This window comes from Bradyrhizobium sp. USDA 4504, assembly GCF_054063995.1.
On sequence record NZ_JBSSGV010000001.1, the window covers coordinates 2564890 to 2580973 of the forward strand.

Genomic DNA, 16084 nt, shown 5'->3' on the forward strand with positions numbered 1-16084 from the left:
TAGTTAGAACCGGTCCAGCCGATACGGCGAGGTGTCCACCGCGGATGCCTCGCCGTTCATCGTTTCGGCCAGCACCCGCGCGGTCGCGGGGCCGAGCGTGAAGCCCTGATGGCCGTGGCCGAAATTCACCCACAGCCCGCGATGCCGCGGCACCGGCCCGAGCACCGGCAGCATGTCGGTTGTGCAGGGGCGGGTGCCGAACCACGGTTCGGGCTCGACGCGGCTGCCGATCTCGATCAGCTCGCGCGCCGCCGCTTCGGCGTAGCCGAGCTGGATCGGCGTCGCCGGTGCGTCGGGACTGGTCAGCTCCGCGCCGGTGGTGATGCGGATGCCCTTGGCCATCGGCGCCATCGCGTAGCCATTTGCAGTGTCGACCAGCGGCAGGTCGAGCGAGCGGCCGCCCTGGTAGTGCATGTGGTAGCCGCGCTTGCGTACTAGCGGGATCCGGTAGCCGAACTTGCGCAGCAATTGCGGTGACCACGGGCCGAGCGTGACCACAACGTGGGCGGCATCGATCCGGCCGCCACTGGTGTCGACCGACCAGCCGGACGTCGTCTGCGTCAGCGTCTGCGCATCGCCGCGCAGCAGCGTGCCGCCGAGACGTTCGAACAGTCCGGCATAGGCGGAAACAAGTCCGCCGGGGTCCGACACGGTCCAGGGCCCAAGCCAGTGAATGGCGCCGGGCAGGTCGTCGCGCAGCAACGGTTCCGCCTCGGCGAGCTCGCGGCCATCAAGCACGCGAAACGTCACGCCGAAGTCGCGCTGGTTCTCCTCGGCGATTGCAATGGCCTGCTCCAGCGCGGCCGGGTCGCGATGCAGCAGGCGATAGCCGGCGCGGCGGATCAGATTGTCGGCATGGGCGTCGCGGATCAGCGTGTCGTGCTCCGCGGTGGCGTAGGCGATCAGGCGCGCCCACGCGATGGTGGCTTCGCGGTGCCGCTCGGGCGTCGAGTTCCACCAATAGCGCAGCAGCGGGCCGGCATGCTGCGGCAGCGACGCCAGGCGGTAGCGCACGTCGTTGGTGCGCCCCATCGCGATCCGGGCGAGGATGGCGGGATCGCGCGGCATCGGGTAGGGCCGAACCGCTTCGCTCTGAATGATGCCGGCATTGCCGTAGCTGGTTTCGCGGCCCGGTTCCTTGCGGTCGACGAGCGTCACCGACCAGCCGCGGCGCTGCAGATGCAGCGCCGTGCTGACACCCACCATGCCGCCGCCAAGAACGATCGCGCTTTGCATTGGGATCCGTCTCCGTCAGGCTCCGTTGCGCCGGCATCTGACGAACGGATTGCCTGTTCAATAAAAACGCCCGGCGCGAGCCGGGCGTTTTGACTTGCAGGTGGTGCTAGTTGCCGCCGCCGAAGCGGCGCGACCACCAGCCCTTGCGGGCCGGAGCCTCGGCCGCAGCCGGCTCTGGAGCAGCCGCGGCCGGCTCAGGGGCAGCTTCCTCCGCCGGGCTTTGAACCAGCGCCGCTGATGCCTCGGGCTGCGGGCTCGATGCGAAGTTGACCTTTTCGCGCACCGTCGAGCGGCGACGCTGCGCGCGGTCGCCTTCGGCAGTGTCCTCGGCGGCAGACGCCGCGGCAGTTTCGGGCTCGGGTGCCGCGACCGGCTCGACGGGGGCGACCTCGGTCGGCTGCCACTCCGGCGGCTCGGCGACCAATTCGGGCTGCGCCAGCGAGGGAGCCGGCTCCGCGTCATGACTATCGAAATCGGCGACTGCGTCGGAGGCCTCCGACGTCGCCGCCGGGCTCAACTCATCGGAGATCGATCCGGCGAGACCGTCATCCGGTCCGCCACTGCCGCGCCGGCGGCGGCCGCCACGGCGTCCGCGGCGCCGCGGACGGCGATCGCCATTGCCGGCCTGGTCGTCGCGGGCAGCGCTCTGCTGCTCGTCGCCTTCGTCCTCATCACCTTCGGCATCGGCGGCGGCAACCGCCTCGGTGCCTTCGGGCAGGACATGCATGAGATCGCCGTCCTCGCGCGGCTGCTGGGCGCCTTCACGCGCCTCGCTGCCGCCACCGCGGCCGCGGCGCCGGCGGCGCCGCTTGCGGCGCTGACCGTCGCCTTCGCCCTCGGCGGAGCCCGATTCATCGCCGGCCGCCCGCTCGTCGGCGAGGCCCTCGGTCTCGTCGGTTTCGAGCTCGGCCTCGTATTCGAACAGTTCTTCCTCGTCATCGGCCTCTTCGGCCTGGGCCGGCGCAGCGGCAGCCTGCGCAGCGAGCAGCGCCTTGGCGGCTTCGAGCGTATGCACCTGCTCGCCGCGGTCGATAATGTAGGACTGCTGGCCATGCACCGTGGCGTCCGCGACGATCGACAGCGAAACCCGGAAGGAGTCTTCGAGGTCGCGCAGATGGCCGCGCTTGTGGTTGAGCACGTAGAGCGCGACGTCGGTGCGGGTGCGGACTACCAGATTGTGGGTCGCGCCCTTCATCAGGATTTCCTCGATGCCGCGCAACAGCTGCAGCGCCACCGACGAGACCGAACGGACGTGACCGCTTCCGCCGCATTGCGGGCAGGGCTCCGTCGAACTTTCGAGCACGCTGGCGCGGATGCGCTGGCGCGACATTTCCAAGAGGCCGAAATGCGAGATGCGGCCGACCTGGATCCGCGCACGGTCCTGGCGCAGGCAGTCGGACAGCTTGCGCTCGACCGCGCGGTTGTTGCGCTTCTCGTCCATGTCGATGAAGTCGATGACGATCAGGCCGGCGAGGTCACGCAGGCGCAATTGGCGCGCGACTTCTTCCGCCGCTTCCAGATTGGTCTTGAGCGCGGTGTCCTCGATATGGTGCTCGCGCGTGGCGCGGCCGGAGTTGACGTCGATCGAGACCAGCGCCTCGGTCTGGTTGATCACGATGTAGCCGCCGGAGCGCAATTGCACGGTCGGCGAGAACATTGCGTCGAGCTGGCTTTCGACGCCCATGCGCGAGAACAGCGGCTGACCGTCGCGATACTGCTTCACCGCGCGCACATTGGCCGGCATCAGCATCTTCATGAAGTCGCGCGCTTCACGGTAGCCGGCTTCGCCGGCCACCTGGATCTCGTCGATCTCCTTGTTGTAGAGGTCGCGGAGCGAGCGCTTGATCAGCGAACCTTCCTCGTAGACCAGCGTCGGCGCCTGCGACTTCAGCGTCAGGTCGCGCACCGTTTCCCACATCCGGATCAGATATTCGAAGTCGCGCTTGATCTCCGGCTTGCTGCGGGAGGCGCCGGCGGTGCGCAGGATGATCCCCATGCCCTCGGGCACGTCGAGATCCTGCACCACTTCCTTCAGCCGCGAACGGTCCTGGGCGGAGGTGATCTTGCGGCTGATGCCGCCGCCGCGCGCGGTGTTGGGCATCAGCACGGCGTAGCGGCCGGCGAGCGACAGATAGGTGGTCAGCGCGGCGCCCTTGTTGCCGCGCTCTTCCTTGACGACCTGCACCAGCATCACCTGCCGGCGCTTGATCACTTCCTGGATCTTGTACTGGCGGCGCGGACGGAACGGGCGCTCCGGAACCTCCTCGAGCACGTCGTCGCCGCCGACCGACTCGACGACGTCCTCTTCCTCGCCTTCCTCGCCGTCATCCTCTTCGTCATCTTCGCCGGCCTCGTCGCCAGGCCCGGTCTCGGGCGCGACCACCTCGGCGAGCGCGCCATATTCGGCGACCGCGTGCTCATCGGCGTGAACCTCGTCGGAAGCCACATGCGGCGCGTCGTCGGCATGCGCGGCGTTTTCCTCGATCTGCTCCTCATGGGCGCGCTCGGGCTCATGATTGACCTCGACCGTCTCGACGGTCTCGGGCGCGGCCGACGCGGCGGAGGCTTCGACCACCGCAACGACGGGGTCGGAGGGGGCGTCGGCAACCGCCGCCTCGCTCACCTCGGGGGCGTGGTCGTGATCATGGGCATGATCGTGGTCGTGATGGTCGTCGTGACCATGATCGTGGTCGCCATGATCGTCGTGGTCATGATCATGGTGATGCTCATGGTCCTCGTGATGCGCATGATCATGCGCCTCATGCTCGTGGCCTTCGTGGGCGACCACGCCGTGATCCTGGTGCCCGGCATCATGTTCATGATGCTCGGCATCGACGGGATGTTCGTGGGCCTCGATGGTGGGCAGCGCCTGGGTGTCGTTCGCGCCCTCGATCACCTCGCTCTGGACGCGCTCGCCATGGCCGCGGCGACGGGCATTGCGATGGCGCGACCGGCGGCGATGGCCGCGGTTCTCGTGCTCTTCCTCGGCCTCGCGATGGGCGCGCTCGTCGGCCTCGATCAGCGCCTGACGGTCGGCGACCGGGATCTGGTAATAGTCGGGATGGATTTCGCTGAAGGCCAGGAAGCCATGCCGGTTGCCGCCATACTCGATGAAGGCGGCCTGCAGCGACGGCTCTACGCGCGTAACCTTGGCGAGATAAATGTTGCCGCGCAGCTGTTTGCGCTGGGCGGTCTCGAAATCAAACTCTTCGACGCGATTGCCACGGACCACGACGACCCGGGTCTCTTCCGGGTGGGTGGCATCGATCAACATCTTGTTGGGCATTTTGGAGCTCTTGACGGCGGCGGGCGCGGATCATGGCGCGCGCAAACTGCGCCGCCCGGTGACGCGACGGTCCACCTGATTCGGGGGTGAGGGGAAGGCCGAAACGCATCTCGCGGCGCAGCGCCGGACGGGAACTCACCGGGATGATGCGACGGGCGAAGTTTTCACCTCGCGTCAGCGCGATCATTCGGGGGATCCTGGTCGGCAATGCAGTCTGGCGCATTAAGCGTCGGCCCGTCTAAACATGTTGGCGGCGAAAAATACCGCCGTATCTTTTGCTGAAAGCCCCGTCTGGCGCCGAAGCGCCTGCCGGCCATCGCATATCGAGGCCCCAAGGGACCGGATAATCGGTTATGCCTTGTCTCAAACCGTCCCTCTGGCGAGGGAGTGTGCCTGGGACCGGACGCCGCTCGGGCTTGAATCCGCCACTCCGTGTCAGCCGCGCGCGGCGCTGGCTGGGGAGGGACCGGAAAAACACGGCGGGATCTTCGATCAGGAAGGTTCCACCGCTGCACCGGGAGGCTGAACGCGACACAACCGGGAGTACTAGCCGTCAGCACCTCGTACATACGTGGATTGACCGCCGCGTGCAAGGGAAGCGTCACGCCGCCGCAACACTCGGTTCTTTTCGCCGGAGCGTCATTAGGGGGCGATTAACCGTGTGGTTCTAATGCGGTAAGAAGCAGCTGGGAGGCTACGAATCGGGTGGCGAACCGCGCAAAACACCTTGTTTTTCTGGGATGCGGGCTATTTTGCGCCGCAACATCGGTGTTTGCCATTGCCGGCGCCCCGAGCGCCGCTGAGGGCCCGCAGAACAGCCCGCCTGCGCCGGCCGCGAGCTCCCCGAATTTCCCGGTCGCATCCGGCGCCAGGCTCGCCGGCGACGCCAAGCAGACCCGATTCATCCTCGACCTCGACCGCAAGATCGAATTTCGCGCCTTCCCGCTGGCTGACCCCTACCGCGTCGTGGTCGATATCCCGCAGGTCGATTTTCAGCTCGCGGCCGGCACCGGCTCGGCGGGGCGGGGCCTGGTGAAGGCGTTCCGCTATGGCCTCGTGATGCCCGGCGGCTCGCGGATCGTGTTCGACCTGACCGGACCGGTGAAGATCGCGAATTCCTACGTGCTCGACGCCGCCAACGGCCAGCCGCCGCGGCTTGTGCTGGACTTCGAGGAGGTCGACCGCACCAGCTTCGTGCAGTCGCTGGCGCCCGCGAGCCGGCCCGAATCGAAACCGGCGATTTCCGAATCCACCACCGCCACCATTCCGGCCGTCACCTCGGCGGCGCTGCCGCCGGTCGCGGTCACCGACGCGCGCCCGCTGATCGTGATCGATCCCGGTCACGGCGGCATCGACAACGGCACGCAATCCGGCGACCAGACCGAGAAGAACCTGGTGCTCGGCTTTGGCCTTGCCCTGCGCGACCGGATCGAGAAGTCGGGCAAGTATCGGGTGGTCATGACGCGGTCCGACGACACCTTCATCCCGCTCAACGATCGGGTGAAGATCGCGCGCTCCCAGTCCGCGGCGCTGTTCGTCTCGATCCACGCCGACGCCCTGCCGCGCCGCGAGGGCGATGCCCAGGGCGCCACGATCTACACGGTGTCGGACAAGGCCTCCGACGCCGAGGCCGAACGGCTGGCGGAGGCGGAAAACAAGGCCGACGCCATCGGCGGGGTGAACCTGACCGACGAACCGACCGAGGTCGCCGACATCCTGATCGACCTCGCGCAGCGTGAAACCAAGACGTTTTCCAATCGCTTCGCCCGTCTTCTGATGGACGAGATGAAGACCACGGTGCGGATGCACAAGCATCCGCTCAAATCGGCCGGCTTCCGGGTGCTGAAGGCGCCCGACGTGCCGTCCGTGCTGGTCGAGATCGGCTACGTCTCCAACAAGGGGGACCTCGAGCACCTGGTCTCGGAGAGCTGGCGGAACAAGGCGGTCGGCTCGATGGTGCAGGCGATCGACACGTTCTTCGCCAAACGGCTGGCAACTGCCGGGTCGGCAAAGTGAAATCGGCTCGCTGAAAAGCCGGGGCCGTTGCGCCGAAGCCCTAGTTTGGCCACAGCCGCGACGGTATAGACAATGGACCGCAGGTCCGCAGAATCGACCATATTGTCCGGCGGCTCTTGTATACTCGCGTGCGCAAGGTGGCTCGCTGGGCCAAAGCTTCGTTGTGTGAGGCTTTCGCACTTTTGGACAGGCGCTTCTGACGACTGAGCGCCGGAGGGTAGGAACGGAACGTCGATAATGCGCCTGCTCGTGCGGTTTATGGGTTTCTTGTTCGCCGCCGGAACCGTCGTGTTCCTGGTCGGTGTCGCCGCCGTCGCTGGCGCCATCTGGCATTTCTCCAAGGATCTGCCCGACTACTCGCAGCTGCAGGACTATGAGCCGCCGGTGATGACCCGCGTGCATGCCGCCGACGGCGCGCTGCTTGGCGAATACTCCAAGGAGCGCCGGCTCTATCTGCCGATCCAGGCGGTGCCGAAGCTCGTGATCAACGCCTTCCTCGCCGCCGAAGACAAGAACTTCTACGAGCACGGCGGCATCGACTATCAGGGCATGGCGCGCGCTGCGATCCTTTATGCGCAGAACTACGGCTCGAACCGTCGCCCGCAGGGCGCCTCGACCATCACCCAGCAGGTCGCGAAGAACTTCCTGCTCACTAACGAGGTCTCGTTCAGCCGCAAGATCAAGGAAGCCTTGCTGGCGATGCGCATCGAGCGCGCCTATTCCAAGGACCGCATCCTCGAGCTCTATCTGAACGAAATCTATCTCGGCCTCGGTGCCTACGGCATCGCGGCGGCGTCGCTGGTCTATTTCGACAAGTCGGTCAACGAGCTGACGATTGCGGAGGCGTCCTATCTCGCCGCGCTGCCGAAAGCGCCGGCGGCGCTGCATCCGGTGCGCAACCGCGACCGCGCGATCGAGCGCCGCAATTATGTGATCGATCGTCTGCTGGAGAACGGCTGGATCAAGCAGGCCGACGCCGACAAGGCGCGCAAGGACCCGCTCAACGTCACCAGCCGCTCGAACGGCGCGCATATCTTCGCCGGCGAATATTTCGCCGAGGAGGTCCGCCGCGACATCTTCGAGCGCTACGGCGAAAAGAAGCTCTACGAGGGTGGTCTGTCGGTGCGCACCACGCTCGATCCCAAGATCCAGGTGATGGCGCGCAAGACCATGGTCGCGGGGCTCGTCAATTACGACGAGGCGCAGGGTTGGCGCGGGGCGCTGCACAAGCTCGACATTTCCGGTGACTGGGGCGTCAAGCTTGCCGACGTGAAGTCGCTCTCCGACATCTCGCCGTGGCGGATGGCTGTCGTGCTCGAGACCAGCGATCAGTCGGCGCGGATCGGCTTCCAGCCGGGCCGCGAACTCGGCGGCGCGGTCAGCAAGGAGCGGCAGACCGGCATCATCACGATGGACGGCGTACGTTGGGCCAAGACCAAGGGCAAGGCGCCGAGCGCCGTTTCGCAGGTGCTGCAGCCGGGCGACGTGATCTACGCCGATCCGCTGGTGACCAAGGACGGCAACGCGGTCGAAGGCCAGTATCGCCTGCGGCAATTGCCTGAAGTGTCCGGCGCCATGGTGGCGATGGATCCGTGGACCGGCCGCGTGCTCGCGATGGTCGGCGGCTTCTCGTTCGACCAGAGCCAGTTCAACCGCGCGACGCAAGCCTACCGGCAGCCGGGTTCGTCGTTCAAGCCGATCGTGTACTCGTCGGCGCTGGACAATGGCTATACGCCGTCGACCACCGTGATCGACGCGCCGATCGAGATCGATCAGGGGCAGGGCGCCGGCGTGTGGCGTCCGGAAAACTATTCGACCGGCAAATATTACGGCCCGACCACGCTGCGCAACGCGTTGCAGCGCTCGCTCAACACCGTGACGGTGCGGCTCGCGCAGGACATCGGCATGCCGCTGGTCGGCGAATACGCCAAGCGCTTTGGCGTCTATGACGAATTGCCGAACTATCTGTCGTATGCGCTGGGTGCCGGCGAGACGACCGTGATGCGCATGGTCACGGCCTATTCGATGTTCGCCAATGGCGGCCGCCGGGTGAAGCCGACGCTGATCGATCGCATCCAGGATCGCTACGGGCATACCATTTTCAAGCACGACACCCGCGAATGCCGCGGCTGCGACGCGCCCGGGGGCTGGAAGAGCCAGCCGGAGCCGCAGCTGGTCGACCGCCGCGAGCAGGTGCTCGACCCGATGACCGCCTACCAGATCACCGAGATGATGGAAGGTGTGGTCCAGCGCGGCACCGCGACCGTCGTGAAGGAGGTCGGCAAGCCGATCGCCGGCAAGACCGGCACCACCAACGACGAGAAGGACGTCTGGTTCGTCGGCTTCTCGCCGGATCTCGCAGTCGGCGTTTACATGGGCTACGACAAGCCGCGCAATCTCGGCCGCGCCGCCACCGGCGGCCACGTCGCAGCGCCGATCGCCCGCGACTTCCTCAAGCTTGCGCTCGCCGACAAGCCGCCGACGCCGTTCAAGGTTCCGGCCGGCATCAAGCTGATCCGCGTCGACGCCAAGACCGGCATGCGCGCCGGTCCCGGCGACGGCGGCAACACCATCCTCGAAGCCTTCAAGCCGGGCACCGCGCCGCCGGAGAACTATTCGGTCATCGGCGTCGCCGATGCCGATGGGCGCGGCCCTGCGCCTGGCCCGCAGCCGTCGCAGAATGGGGCGCAGCCGGATGGCGGCTTCTTCATGCGTCCGGGAACCGGGGGGCTTTACTAGCGGCCTGTCCGGCCAAATCGCCGGGATAGTGCGGCCAAGTCGATTGCGCTTTGCCGCGCCGGTCGCTACATCCCCCGGAACCTTTTTAGCCAACACCTGAAAGACCATGCGCGCGGAAATCGAACGCCTTGTTGAAGAGATCAAGCAGTCAGTCGGGCTGCTGAGGAGGCATCTTTGACGTCGAACAATCGACGGCACGCCTCGCTGAGCTGAACAAGCTCGCAGAAGACCCCAATCTCTGGAACGATCCCCAGAAGGCCCAGCGGCTGATGCAGGAGCGTACCTCACTGGAGGACGCGCTCTCAGGCATCGGCAAGGTCGAGCGCGAGCTCGAGGACAATATCGGCATGATCGAGCTCGGCGAGGCCGAGAACGATGAGGGCGTGGTCGCCGAGGCCGAGAAGGCGCTCAAGGATCTCAAGAAGGAGGTCGCCCGGCGCGAGCTGGAGGCGCTGCTGTCGGGCGAGGCCGACAAGTTCGATTCCTATCTCGAAGTCCATGCCGGCGCCGGCGGCACCGAGAGCCAGGACTGGGCGCAGATGCTGCTGCGCATGTACACGCGCTGGGCGGAGAAGCACGGCTTCAAGATCGAGTTCCTCGAAGAATCCCAGGGTGAAGAGGCCGGCATCAAGTCCGCCACCATCCAGATCAGCGGCCACAACGCCTATGGCTGGCTGAAGACCGAGGCCGGCGTGCATCGCCTGGTGCGCATCTCGCCGTTCGATTCCAACGCGCGGCGGCACACCTCGTTCTCGTCGGTGCAGATCTTCCCGGTGATCGACGACTCCATCAAGATCGAGATCAAGGAGTCCGATGTCCGCACCGACACCATGCGGTCGGGCGGCGCCGGCGGTCAGCACGTCAACAAGACCGAGTCGGCGGTGCGCCTGACGCACATCCCGACCGGCATCGCGGTGGTCTGCCAGGCCGGCCGCTCCCAGCACAAGAACCGGGCGCAGGCCTGGGACATGCTGCGCGCGCGGCTCTACGAGATCGAGCTGAAGAAGCGCGAGGAGCAGGCTGCCGCCGATCAGGCCGCCAAGACCGACATCGGCTGGGGTCACCAGATCCGCTCCTATGTGTTGCAGCCCTATCAGATGGTGAAGGACCTGCGCACCGGTGTGCAGACCTCCGACACGTCGGGGGTGCTCGATGGCGACCTCGATGAATTCATGGCGGCGACCTTGGCGCAGCGTGCCTTCGGCACCGGGCCCGGTTCCGTTGAGGATGTGGATTAGCCCATGCCGCGCGTCGCTTTCATCGGATTGGGACGCATGGGCCACGGCATGGCCGGCCGTTACCTCGATGCCGGCTTCACGGTCGCCGTGTGGAACCGCAGCAAGGCCAAGGCCGCGGACCTGATCGCTCGCGGCGCGCTGTGGGCGACCTCGCCGGAGGATGCCGCAATCGACGCCGATGCTGTCGTGACCATGGTCGCCGACGACGAAGCCTCGCGCGCGGTCTGGCTGACCAGGGACGGCGCCGCCGCCAACATGAAGGCCGGCACGCTCGCGATCGAATGCTCCACGGTCTCGTACCAGCACACGGTCGAGATGGCGCGCGAACTGCAGAGCCGTGGCTTGGTCTACATCGATTGCCCGGTCACCGGCCTGCCGGAGGCGGCGGCGGCCGGCAAGCTGACGCTGCTGGTGGGCGCTGATCCCGCCGATCTCGATCGGGCGCGGCCGTTCCTAGCGCCGATCGGCAGCACGATCCGCCATTTCGGCGCGGTTGGCACCGGCACTGTGTTCAAGTTGATCAACAACCTGATCGGCGCGGTGCAGATCGCAAGCCTCGCCGAGGGCGTGGCGATCGCCGAGCAGGCGGGCCTCGACATGCAATTGGTGGCCGAGGCGCTGGCGACCGGCGCGGTGGCGAGCCCGCAGGTGATCCGCCACTCCAAGCGGATGATCGACCGCAACTTCTCCGGCGCATCGTTCACCGCGGCGCTGCGCCACAAGGATGCCGACTACGCCGTGCGGCTCGCCGAGACCTTGCTGCCCGGCGTGCCCGTGAGCCGCGCCGCGCTCGCCGCCTACGACAAGGCGAAGGCCCATGCGCCCGACGCCGACGAGGGCCAGATGATCGAGATCGTGTCGCGGCCGAAATAGGCGGGCCGCCATTGTCGGAAATCGGGTGGGAATATTCGCGGCGCTGCCCTAGTCACCTGTCCGACTGCAGGTGAGTGCCCGACATGCCTTCCGCCGACAACTGGATCGATCGCCGCGACTGGGGGCTGCTTGTCCTGCTGTCGGTACTCTGGGGCGGCTCGTTCTTCTTCAACGGCGTGATCCTGCGCGAATTGCCGCCGCTGACCCTGGTGCTGTTGCGCGTCGTGCTCGGCACGATCATCCTGCTGCCGCTGCTGCGGGCCGCCGGAATCGAATTCCCGCGCAGCCTGTCCGGCTGGGCGCCGTTCGTTGCGATGGGGCTGTTCAACAATGTGCTGCCGTTCGCGCTGATCGTGTTCGGGCAGACCTATATTCCGAGCGGGCTGGCCTCGATCCTCAACGCGACGACGCCGCTGTTCGCGGTGGTCGTGATGGCGGCGGCCGGCGAGGAACGGTTGCAAGCGCGCCGCGTGGCGGGCGTTCTGGTCGGGCTGATCGGGGTTGCGATCCTGCATGGCGATGCGCTCGGCTTCGAGAGCCGGCAGGGCATCGGCATCCTGCTGTGCCTCGCGGGCGCCTTCAGCTACGGCATCGCGGCGCTGGTCGGACGGCGGCTGCCGCAGCGCGTGCCGCCCTTGGGCACCGCGACGTTCCAGATGATGGCCTCGGCGGTGCTGATGGCGCCCATCGCCGCCGTCGTCGATCGGCCGTGGCTGTTGCCGATGCCGCATCCCGCGACATGGCTCGCCGTGCTCGGGCTCGCGGCGCTGTCGACGGCGCTGGCCTATATCGTGTTCTTTCAGATCCTGCAGCGCTCCGGAGCGACCAATGTGATGCTGGTGACGCTGCTGATTCCGGTCACCGCGATGCTGCTCGGCTATCTCGTGCTCGGCGAGCCGATCGCACTGCGCGAGGTGATCGGCGCGCTGGTGATCGCGAGCGCGCTGCTCTTGATCGACGGCCGCGTGCTGGTTTGGTTCAGCCGCGCGCCTGCTTCCACGCCGCATACCATCCGCTGAAGCGGCCGCTGTCGCGCTCGCCGCCGTGCCAGGCGGCGTAGGCGGTGCCGTCGTCGGCGACCAACACCACGGCATCGAGCCCCTTGGAGCGGCGCAGCGTGTTCATCGCCTGCGCCGGCGTCTGCGCGATCGGACCTGCGACGTTGAACGAGGTGTTGACCGACATCTCGACGCCGATATGACGGCCGAGCGCCTTCAGATAGGCATAGGTGAGGGGATCGTCGGCCTCGCGCACGATCTGGACGCGGCCGGTGCCGTCGGCATGCACCACCGCCGGAATCTTCGCGCGCGCCTCGGGCTTCGAATGCGCCGTGAGCACCATGTAGTTATAGGCGTTGTAGTCAGCGTCGGAGGCGCCGTCTTCCAGCTCGAAATAATCGCGCGCAGCTTGCAGCGTCGCCATCGGCGCCAGCGGCCGGATCGCCTCGCGATACTTGACGCGCTCGTTGAGCCGCTCGCGCACCTCGGGATCGCAGGGATTGGCGAGGATCGAGCGATGGCCGAGCGCGCGCGGGCCGGTTTCGGCGGCGCCCTGATAGATCGCGATCACGCCGCCTTGCGCGACCATGGATGCCATCAGGTCGGCAACCGCATCGCGCCCTTCTGACGTCGCCACATTGCCGATCTCGGTCGAGGCGATGTCGTCGGCTTGCAGCGCCGCGGTGATGCCGGCGTTCGAGGGCGGCAGGCCGCAATAGAATGCGTGCGACAGCGGCGCGCCGCGCGGCGCGCCCGCCATATGCGCGAACAGCCAGGCGGCGCCGATCGGCACGCCGGGATCGCCGGGCACCGGCGGCACCCACATATGCAGTCGCGTCTTGCGCTGCTGCGCCCGCTCGAACCACGCCTCGTCGAAATGCTCGAGCAGCCGCATGTTGCCGAGCGCGTTCAGCGCGACGCCCCCGGTCAGCACCAGGCGGTCGGTGCCGGTGGTGCGCAGGAGATGGTCGATGACATGGATCATCGCGTCCTCGAACACCAGTTGCGTCGCGGCTGCCTTATCAACGCGGTCCTTGGTGTCGGGGCGGTGATTGATGTCCTCGACGCGCAGCACGGCGTCTGGATTCCAGAGCTGGTCCGGGCGCAGCGGCGGGCCGAGAATGTCGATCAGCGGCTGACGATAGGGATTGTCGGCGGGATCGGCGTACCAATTGGCCATCGCGCGATTGAGCTGCACGCTGCCGTTGGGCCCGAGCTGCAGCACCGCCTTCAAGCGCTGATAATACGGATTGGTGGCGCGGTTCATGTCGCCCCAGGCGGCGGCGCCCATGTAGCGTCCCTCGCTGGACAGCCAAGTCCAGCCGCCCTGGCTGGATGAGATCACGGTGTAGAAAGCACCGAGCGAGTCGAACAGGCTCTCGTTGCAATAGAGCTGCTTCATCTCGCCGTTCTCGGCGACATAGAGCGAGATCGAGCCGACGTCGCCGGTACCGTCGAGCACCGCGATCGCGACACGCTCGCGCGCATCGGCGAATGGCGAGGCCGTGAACGAGTACCAGGCGTGATTGTCGTGATGCGGCATGCAGATCAGCGGCAATTGCTTGTCGAGCCCGTACATCCCGCCGAGCCGGTGCGACAGCCGCCGCACCTGATCCAGCTGGCGCAGATTGATCGCCGGTGCGATCGGGGCGCGCAGCAGTTTGAGGCTGGCCGGCGCTTCCTCGAGCGAGGTGCGGATCAGCATCGCCAGCAGCGCCGGATAGTCCCATGTCGTGACGAAGGCGGCGATATCGCCGATGTCGCGGCCCATCCGCTGCAACACCTTGCGCATGTCGTCGAGCGCGTGTTGCGGGAACTCGTTGGTGTGCTTGTTACCGGAGAAGCGCTCTTCCTCGTTGTTGACGATCAGGCGCGGTCCGTCCTTCTGGGTGATCTCGACCAGCGCGACGCCGGTATTGTGCGTGCCGGGGCAGGCGAGGCCTGCGATATAGACGGTCTCGCCGCGCTGCAGCTTTTCGCGGATCGAGGCGATCGTGCGCTGCGCGAACGCGCCATTGGCCTTGTGCAGGCCACGCTTCGCCAGCGCAGACTCGCTGAGGCGGCGCGTGATCTCATAGCCCGCGGCCGCAAGATGCGGATGCCGCGGACCGGTACGGATGTCCGGTTTACGCAATCAGAACGCCTCGACTCGTGATCCCCAGATCGACCTTCAATCATAAATAGCGCCAGGCAACAATGCCGTTTCGCCCAGCGGAAAAACCCAGCGCTTGCCAGCACATGCGTCTCTTGCGAGACTTGCCGCCAAAACCAACGACAAAAATCGGGAGAAAACGATGCCGGCTCGTTTCGGATATATTGGCGCAATCGCGGCGTTCGCAAGTGCCGCACTGATCGCGACCTCGGCCACCGCGCAGAAGAAATACGATCCCGGCGCGAGTGATGGCGAAATCAAGATCGGCAACATCATGCCATACAGCGGCCCGGCGTCGTCCTATGGGGTGATCGGCAAGACCGAGGCCGCGTTCTTCAAGATGACCAACGAGCAGGGTGGCATCAACGGCCGCAAGATCAACTTCATCAGCTACGACGACGCCTATTCGCCGCCGAAGGCGATCGAGCAGGCGCGCAAGCTGGTCGAGAGCGACGAGGTGCTGCTGATCTTCCAGCCGCTCGGCACGCCGTCCAATTCGGCAATCATGAAATACATGAATGCCAAGAAGGTGCCGCAATTGTTCGTCGCCTCCGGCGGCACCAAGTTCGGTGATCCCAAGAACTTTCCCTGGACGATGGGCTTCCAGCCCAACTACCAGAGCGAGGGCCGCATCTACGCAAAGTACATTCGCGACAAATTCCCCGACAGCAAGATCGCGGTGTTCTGGCAGAATGACGATGCCGGCAAGGATCAGTTCAAGGGCCTGAAGGACGGGCTCGGCGACAAGGTCGGCATGATCATCGCCGACAAGTCGTACGAGGTCTCCGATCCCTCGATCGATTCGCAGATCGTCGCGCTGCACGATTCCGGCGCCGACATCTTCTTCTCCTGGGCGGCGCCGAAGGGCTCGGCGCAGGCGATCCGGAAGGTGGGCGAGCTCGGCTGGAAGCCGAAATTCTTCCTCGCCAACACCGCGACCTCGGTTGCCTCGGTGCTGAAGCCGGCCGGGCTCGAGTTCTCCAAGGGCATCATCTCGACCGCCTATCTGAAGGACCCGACCGATCCGACCTGGGACAAGGATCCGGCGGTGCAGAGCTGGCGTGCCTTCATGGACAAGTATTACCCCGACGGCGACAAGGCCAATGCCAACAACCTCTATGGCTATGTCCAGGCCGAGGCGATGATGCAGGTATTGAAGCAATGCGGCGACAATCTCACGCGCGAGAACGTGATGAAGCAGGCCGCCAACCTGAAGAACTTCCACTCCGACCTGATGCTGCCGGGCGTCATGGTCAACACCTCTCCCGACGACTACTTCCCGATCGAGCAGATGCAGTTGATGCGCTTCAACGGCGATGCGTGGGAGCTGTTCGGTGACGTCATCACCGGCGAGGTCGGGCACGAAGCGTCGCGGTAGGCGGGGAGTGATGAAGCCGATGCTCGCTCGGCAAACACCACCGTCGTCCCGGCGTAGGCCGGGACCCATAACCACAGGATTGGGTTGGTGAGGAAGCTGTGGCCCTAGCGTCGCGCAACAATCGTCTTCGGTGGTAATGGGTCCCGGCCTACGCCGGGACGACGCTGA

At 66.2% G+C, this 16084-nt stretch carries 10 protein-coding genes; 7 read left to right on the plus strand and 3 right to left on the minus strand.

Annotated elements, in window-relative coordinates; all coding sequences use genetic code 11:
* Positions 1 to 3: 3 nt before the first annotated feature.
* Both ACVMB1_RS11560 and ACVMB1_RS11565 read right to left on the minus strand, forming a co-directional pair.
* Positions 4 to 1236, minus strand: a complete 1233-nt coding sequence (locus ACVMB1_RS11560) for an NAD(P)/FAD-dependent oxidoreductase (RefSeq protein WP_141342716.1) — start codon at positions 1234 to 1236, stop codon at positions 4 to 6.
* Between the two features lie 106 nt (positions 1237 to 1342).
* Positions 1343 to 3859: an Rne/Rng family ribonuclease gene (locus ACVMB1_RS11565; RefSeq protein ID WP_456816150.1), complete on the minus strand. Its 2517-nt coding sequence runs from the start codon at positions 3857 to 3859 to the stop codon at positions 1343 to 1345.
* A gap of 21 nt (positions 3860 to 3880) precedes the next feature.
* Here ACVMB1_RS11565 and ACVMB1_RS11570 point away from each other — a divergent pair, with 21 nt between their 5' ends.
* From ACVMB1_RS11570 to ACVMB1_RS11595, 6 genes are all read left to right on the plus strand, one after another.
* Complete coding sequence (locus tag ACVMB1_RS11570; protein ID WP_283812361.1) at positions 3881 to 4612, plus strand: hypothetical protein; 732 nt, start codon at positions 3881 to 3883, stop codon at positions 4610 to 4612.
* 615 nt (positions 4613 to 5227) lie between these two features.
* Positions 5228 to 6538 carry an N-acetylmuramoyl-L-alanine amidase gene (locus ACVMB1_RS11575; protein WP_057020002.1) on the plus strand — a complete coding sequence of 437 codons (1311 nt, stop codon included), beginning with the start codon at positions 5228 to 5230 and terminating at the stop codon, positions 6536 to 6538.
* 237 nt (positions 6539 to 6775) lie between these two features.
* Entirely contained in the window at positions 6776 to 9277 is a 2502-nt protein-coding gene (locus ACVMB1_RS11580) for a penicillin-binding protein 1A (RefSeq protein ID WP_028332239.1), read from the plus strand.
* A gap of 106 nt (positions 9278 to 9383) precedes the next feature.
* Positions 9384 to 10515, plus strand: a protein-coding gene (gene prfB, locus ACVMB1_RS11585; protein ID WP_141342568.1) for a peptide chain release factor 2 whose coding sequence is annotated in 2 segments (ribosomal slippage) — positions 9384 to 9452 and positions 9454 to 10515 — 1131 coding nt in all. Because the reading frame shifts where the segments join, the coding sequence is not laid out codon by codon here.
* Between the two features lie 3 nt (positions 10516 to 10518).
* On the plus strand, positions 10519 to 11388 hold the full coding sequence (locus tag ACVMB1_RS11590) for an NAD(P)-dependent oxidoreductase (protein WP_057020005.1): 870 nt from the start codon (positions 10519 to 10521) through the stop codon (positions 11386 to 11388).
* 83 nt (positions 11389 to 11471) lie between these two features.
* On the plus strand, positions 11472 to 12407 hold the full coding sequence (locus ACVMB1_RS11595) for a DMT family transporter (RefSeq protein ID WP_076832278.1): 936 nt from the start codon (positions 11472 to 11474) through the stop codon (positions 12405 to 12407).
* Here ACVMB1_RS11595 and ACVMB1_RS11600 read toward each other — a convergent pair.
* The gene (locus tag ACVMB1_RS11600) at positions 12367 to 14520 is read right to left on the minus strand and encodes a carbamoyltransferase C-terminal domain-containing protein (protein WP_456816151.1); all 2154 of its coding nucleotides are present in this window, start codon (positions 14518 to 14520) and stop codon (positions 12367 to 12369) included. The two genes, ACVMB1_RS11595 and ACVMB1_RS11600, sit on opposite strands and share 41 nt — an antisense overlap.
* A gap of 160 nt (positions 14521 to 14680) precedes the next feature.
* Here ACVMB1_RS11600 and ACVMB1_RS11605 point away from each other — a divergent pair, with 160 nt between their 5' ends.
* Positions 14681 to 15916, plus strand: a complete 1236-nt coding sequence (locus ACVMB1_RS11605) for an ABC transporter substrate-binding protein (protein ID WP_057020008.1) — start codon at positions 14681 to 14683, stop codon at positions 15914 to 15916.
* The last annotated feature ends 168 nt before the right edge of the window (positions 15917 to 16084 follow it).

What these genes read in the sequence shown, in the direction of transcription:
- ACVMB1_RS11560 (WP_141342716.1), bottom strand. Translation starts at nt 1,236, where the DNA reads ATGCAAAGCGCGATCGTTCTTGGCGGCGGCATGGTGGGTGTCAGCACG.
- ACVMB1_RS11570 (WP_283812361.1), top strand. Translation starts at nt 3,881, where the DNA reads ATGGGCATGATCGTGGTCGTGATGGTCGTCGTGACCATGATCGTGGTC.
- ACVMB1_RS11580 (WP_028332239.1), top strand. Translation starts at nt 6,776, where the DNA reads ATGCGCCTGCTCGTGCGGTTTATGGGTTTCTTGTTCGCCGCCGGAACC.
- ACVMB1_RS11590 (WP_057020005.1), top strand. Translation starts at nt 10,519, where the DNA reads ATGCCGCGCGTCGCTTTCATCGGATTGGGACGCATGGGCCACGGCATG.
- ACVMB1_RS11595 (WP_076832278.1), top strand. Translation starts at nt 11,472, where the DNA reads ATGCCTTCCGCCGACAACTGGATCGATCGCCGCGACTGGGGGCTGCTT.
- ACVMB1_RS11605 (WP_057020008.1), top strand. Translation starts at nt 14,681, where the DNA reads ATGCCGGCTCGTTTCGGATATATTGGCGCAATCGCGGCGTTCGCAAGT.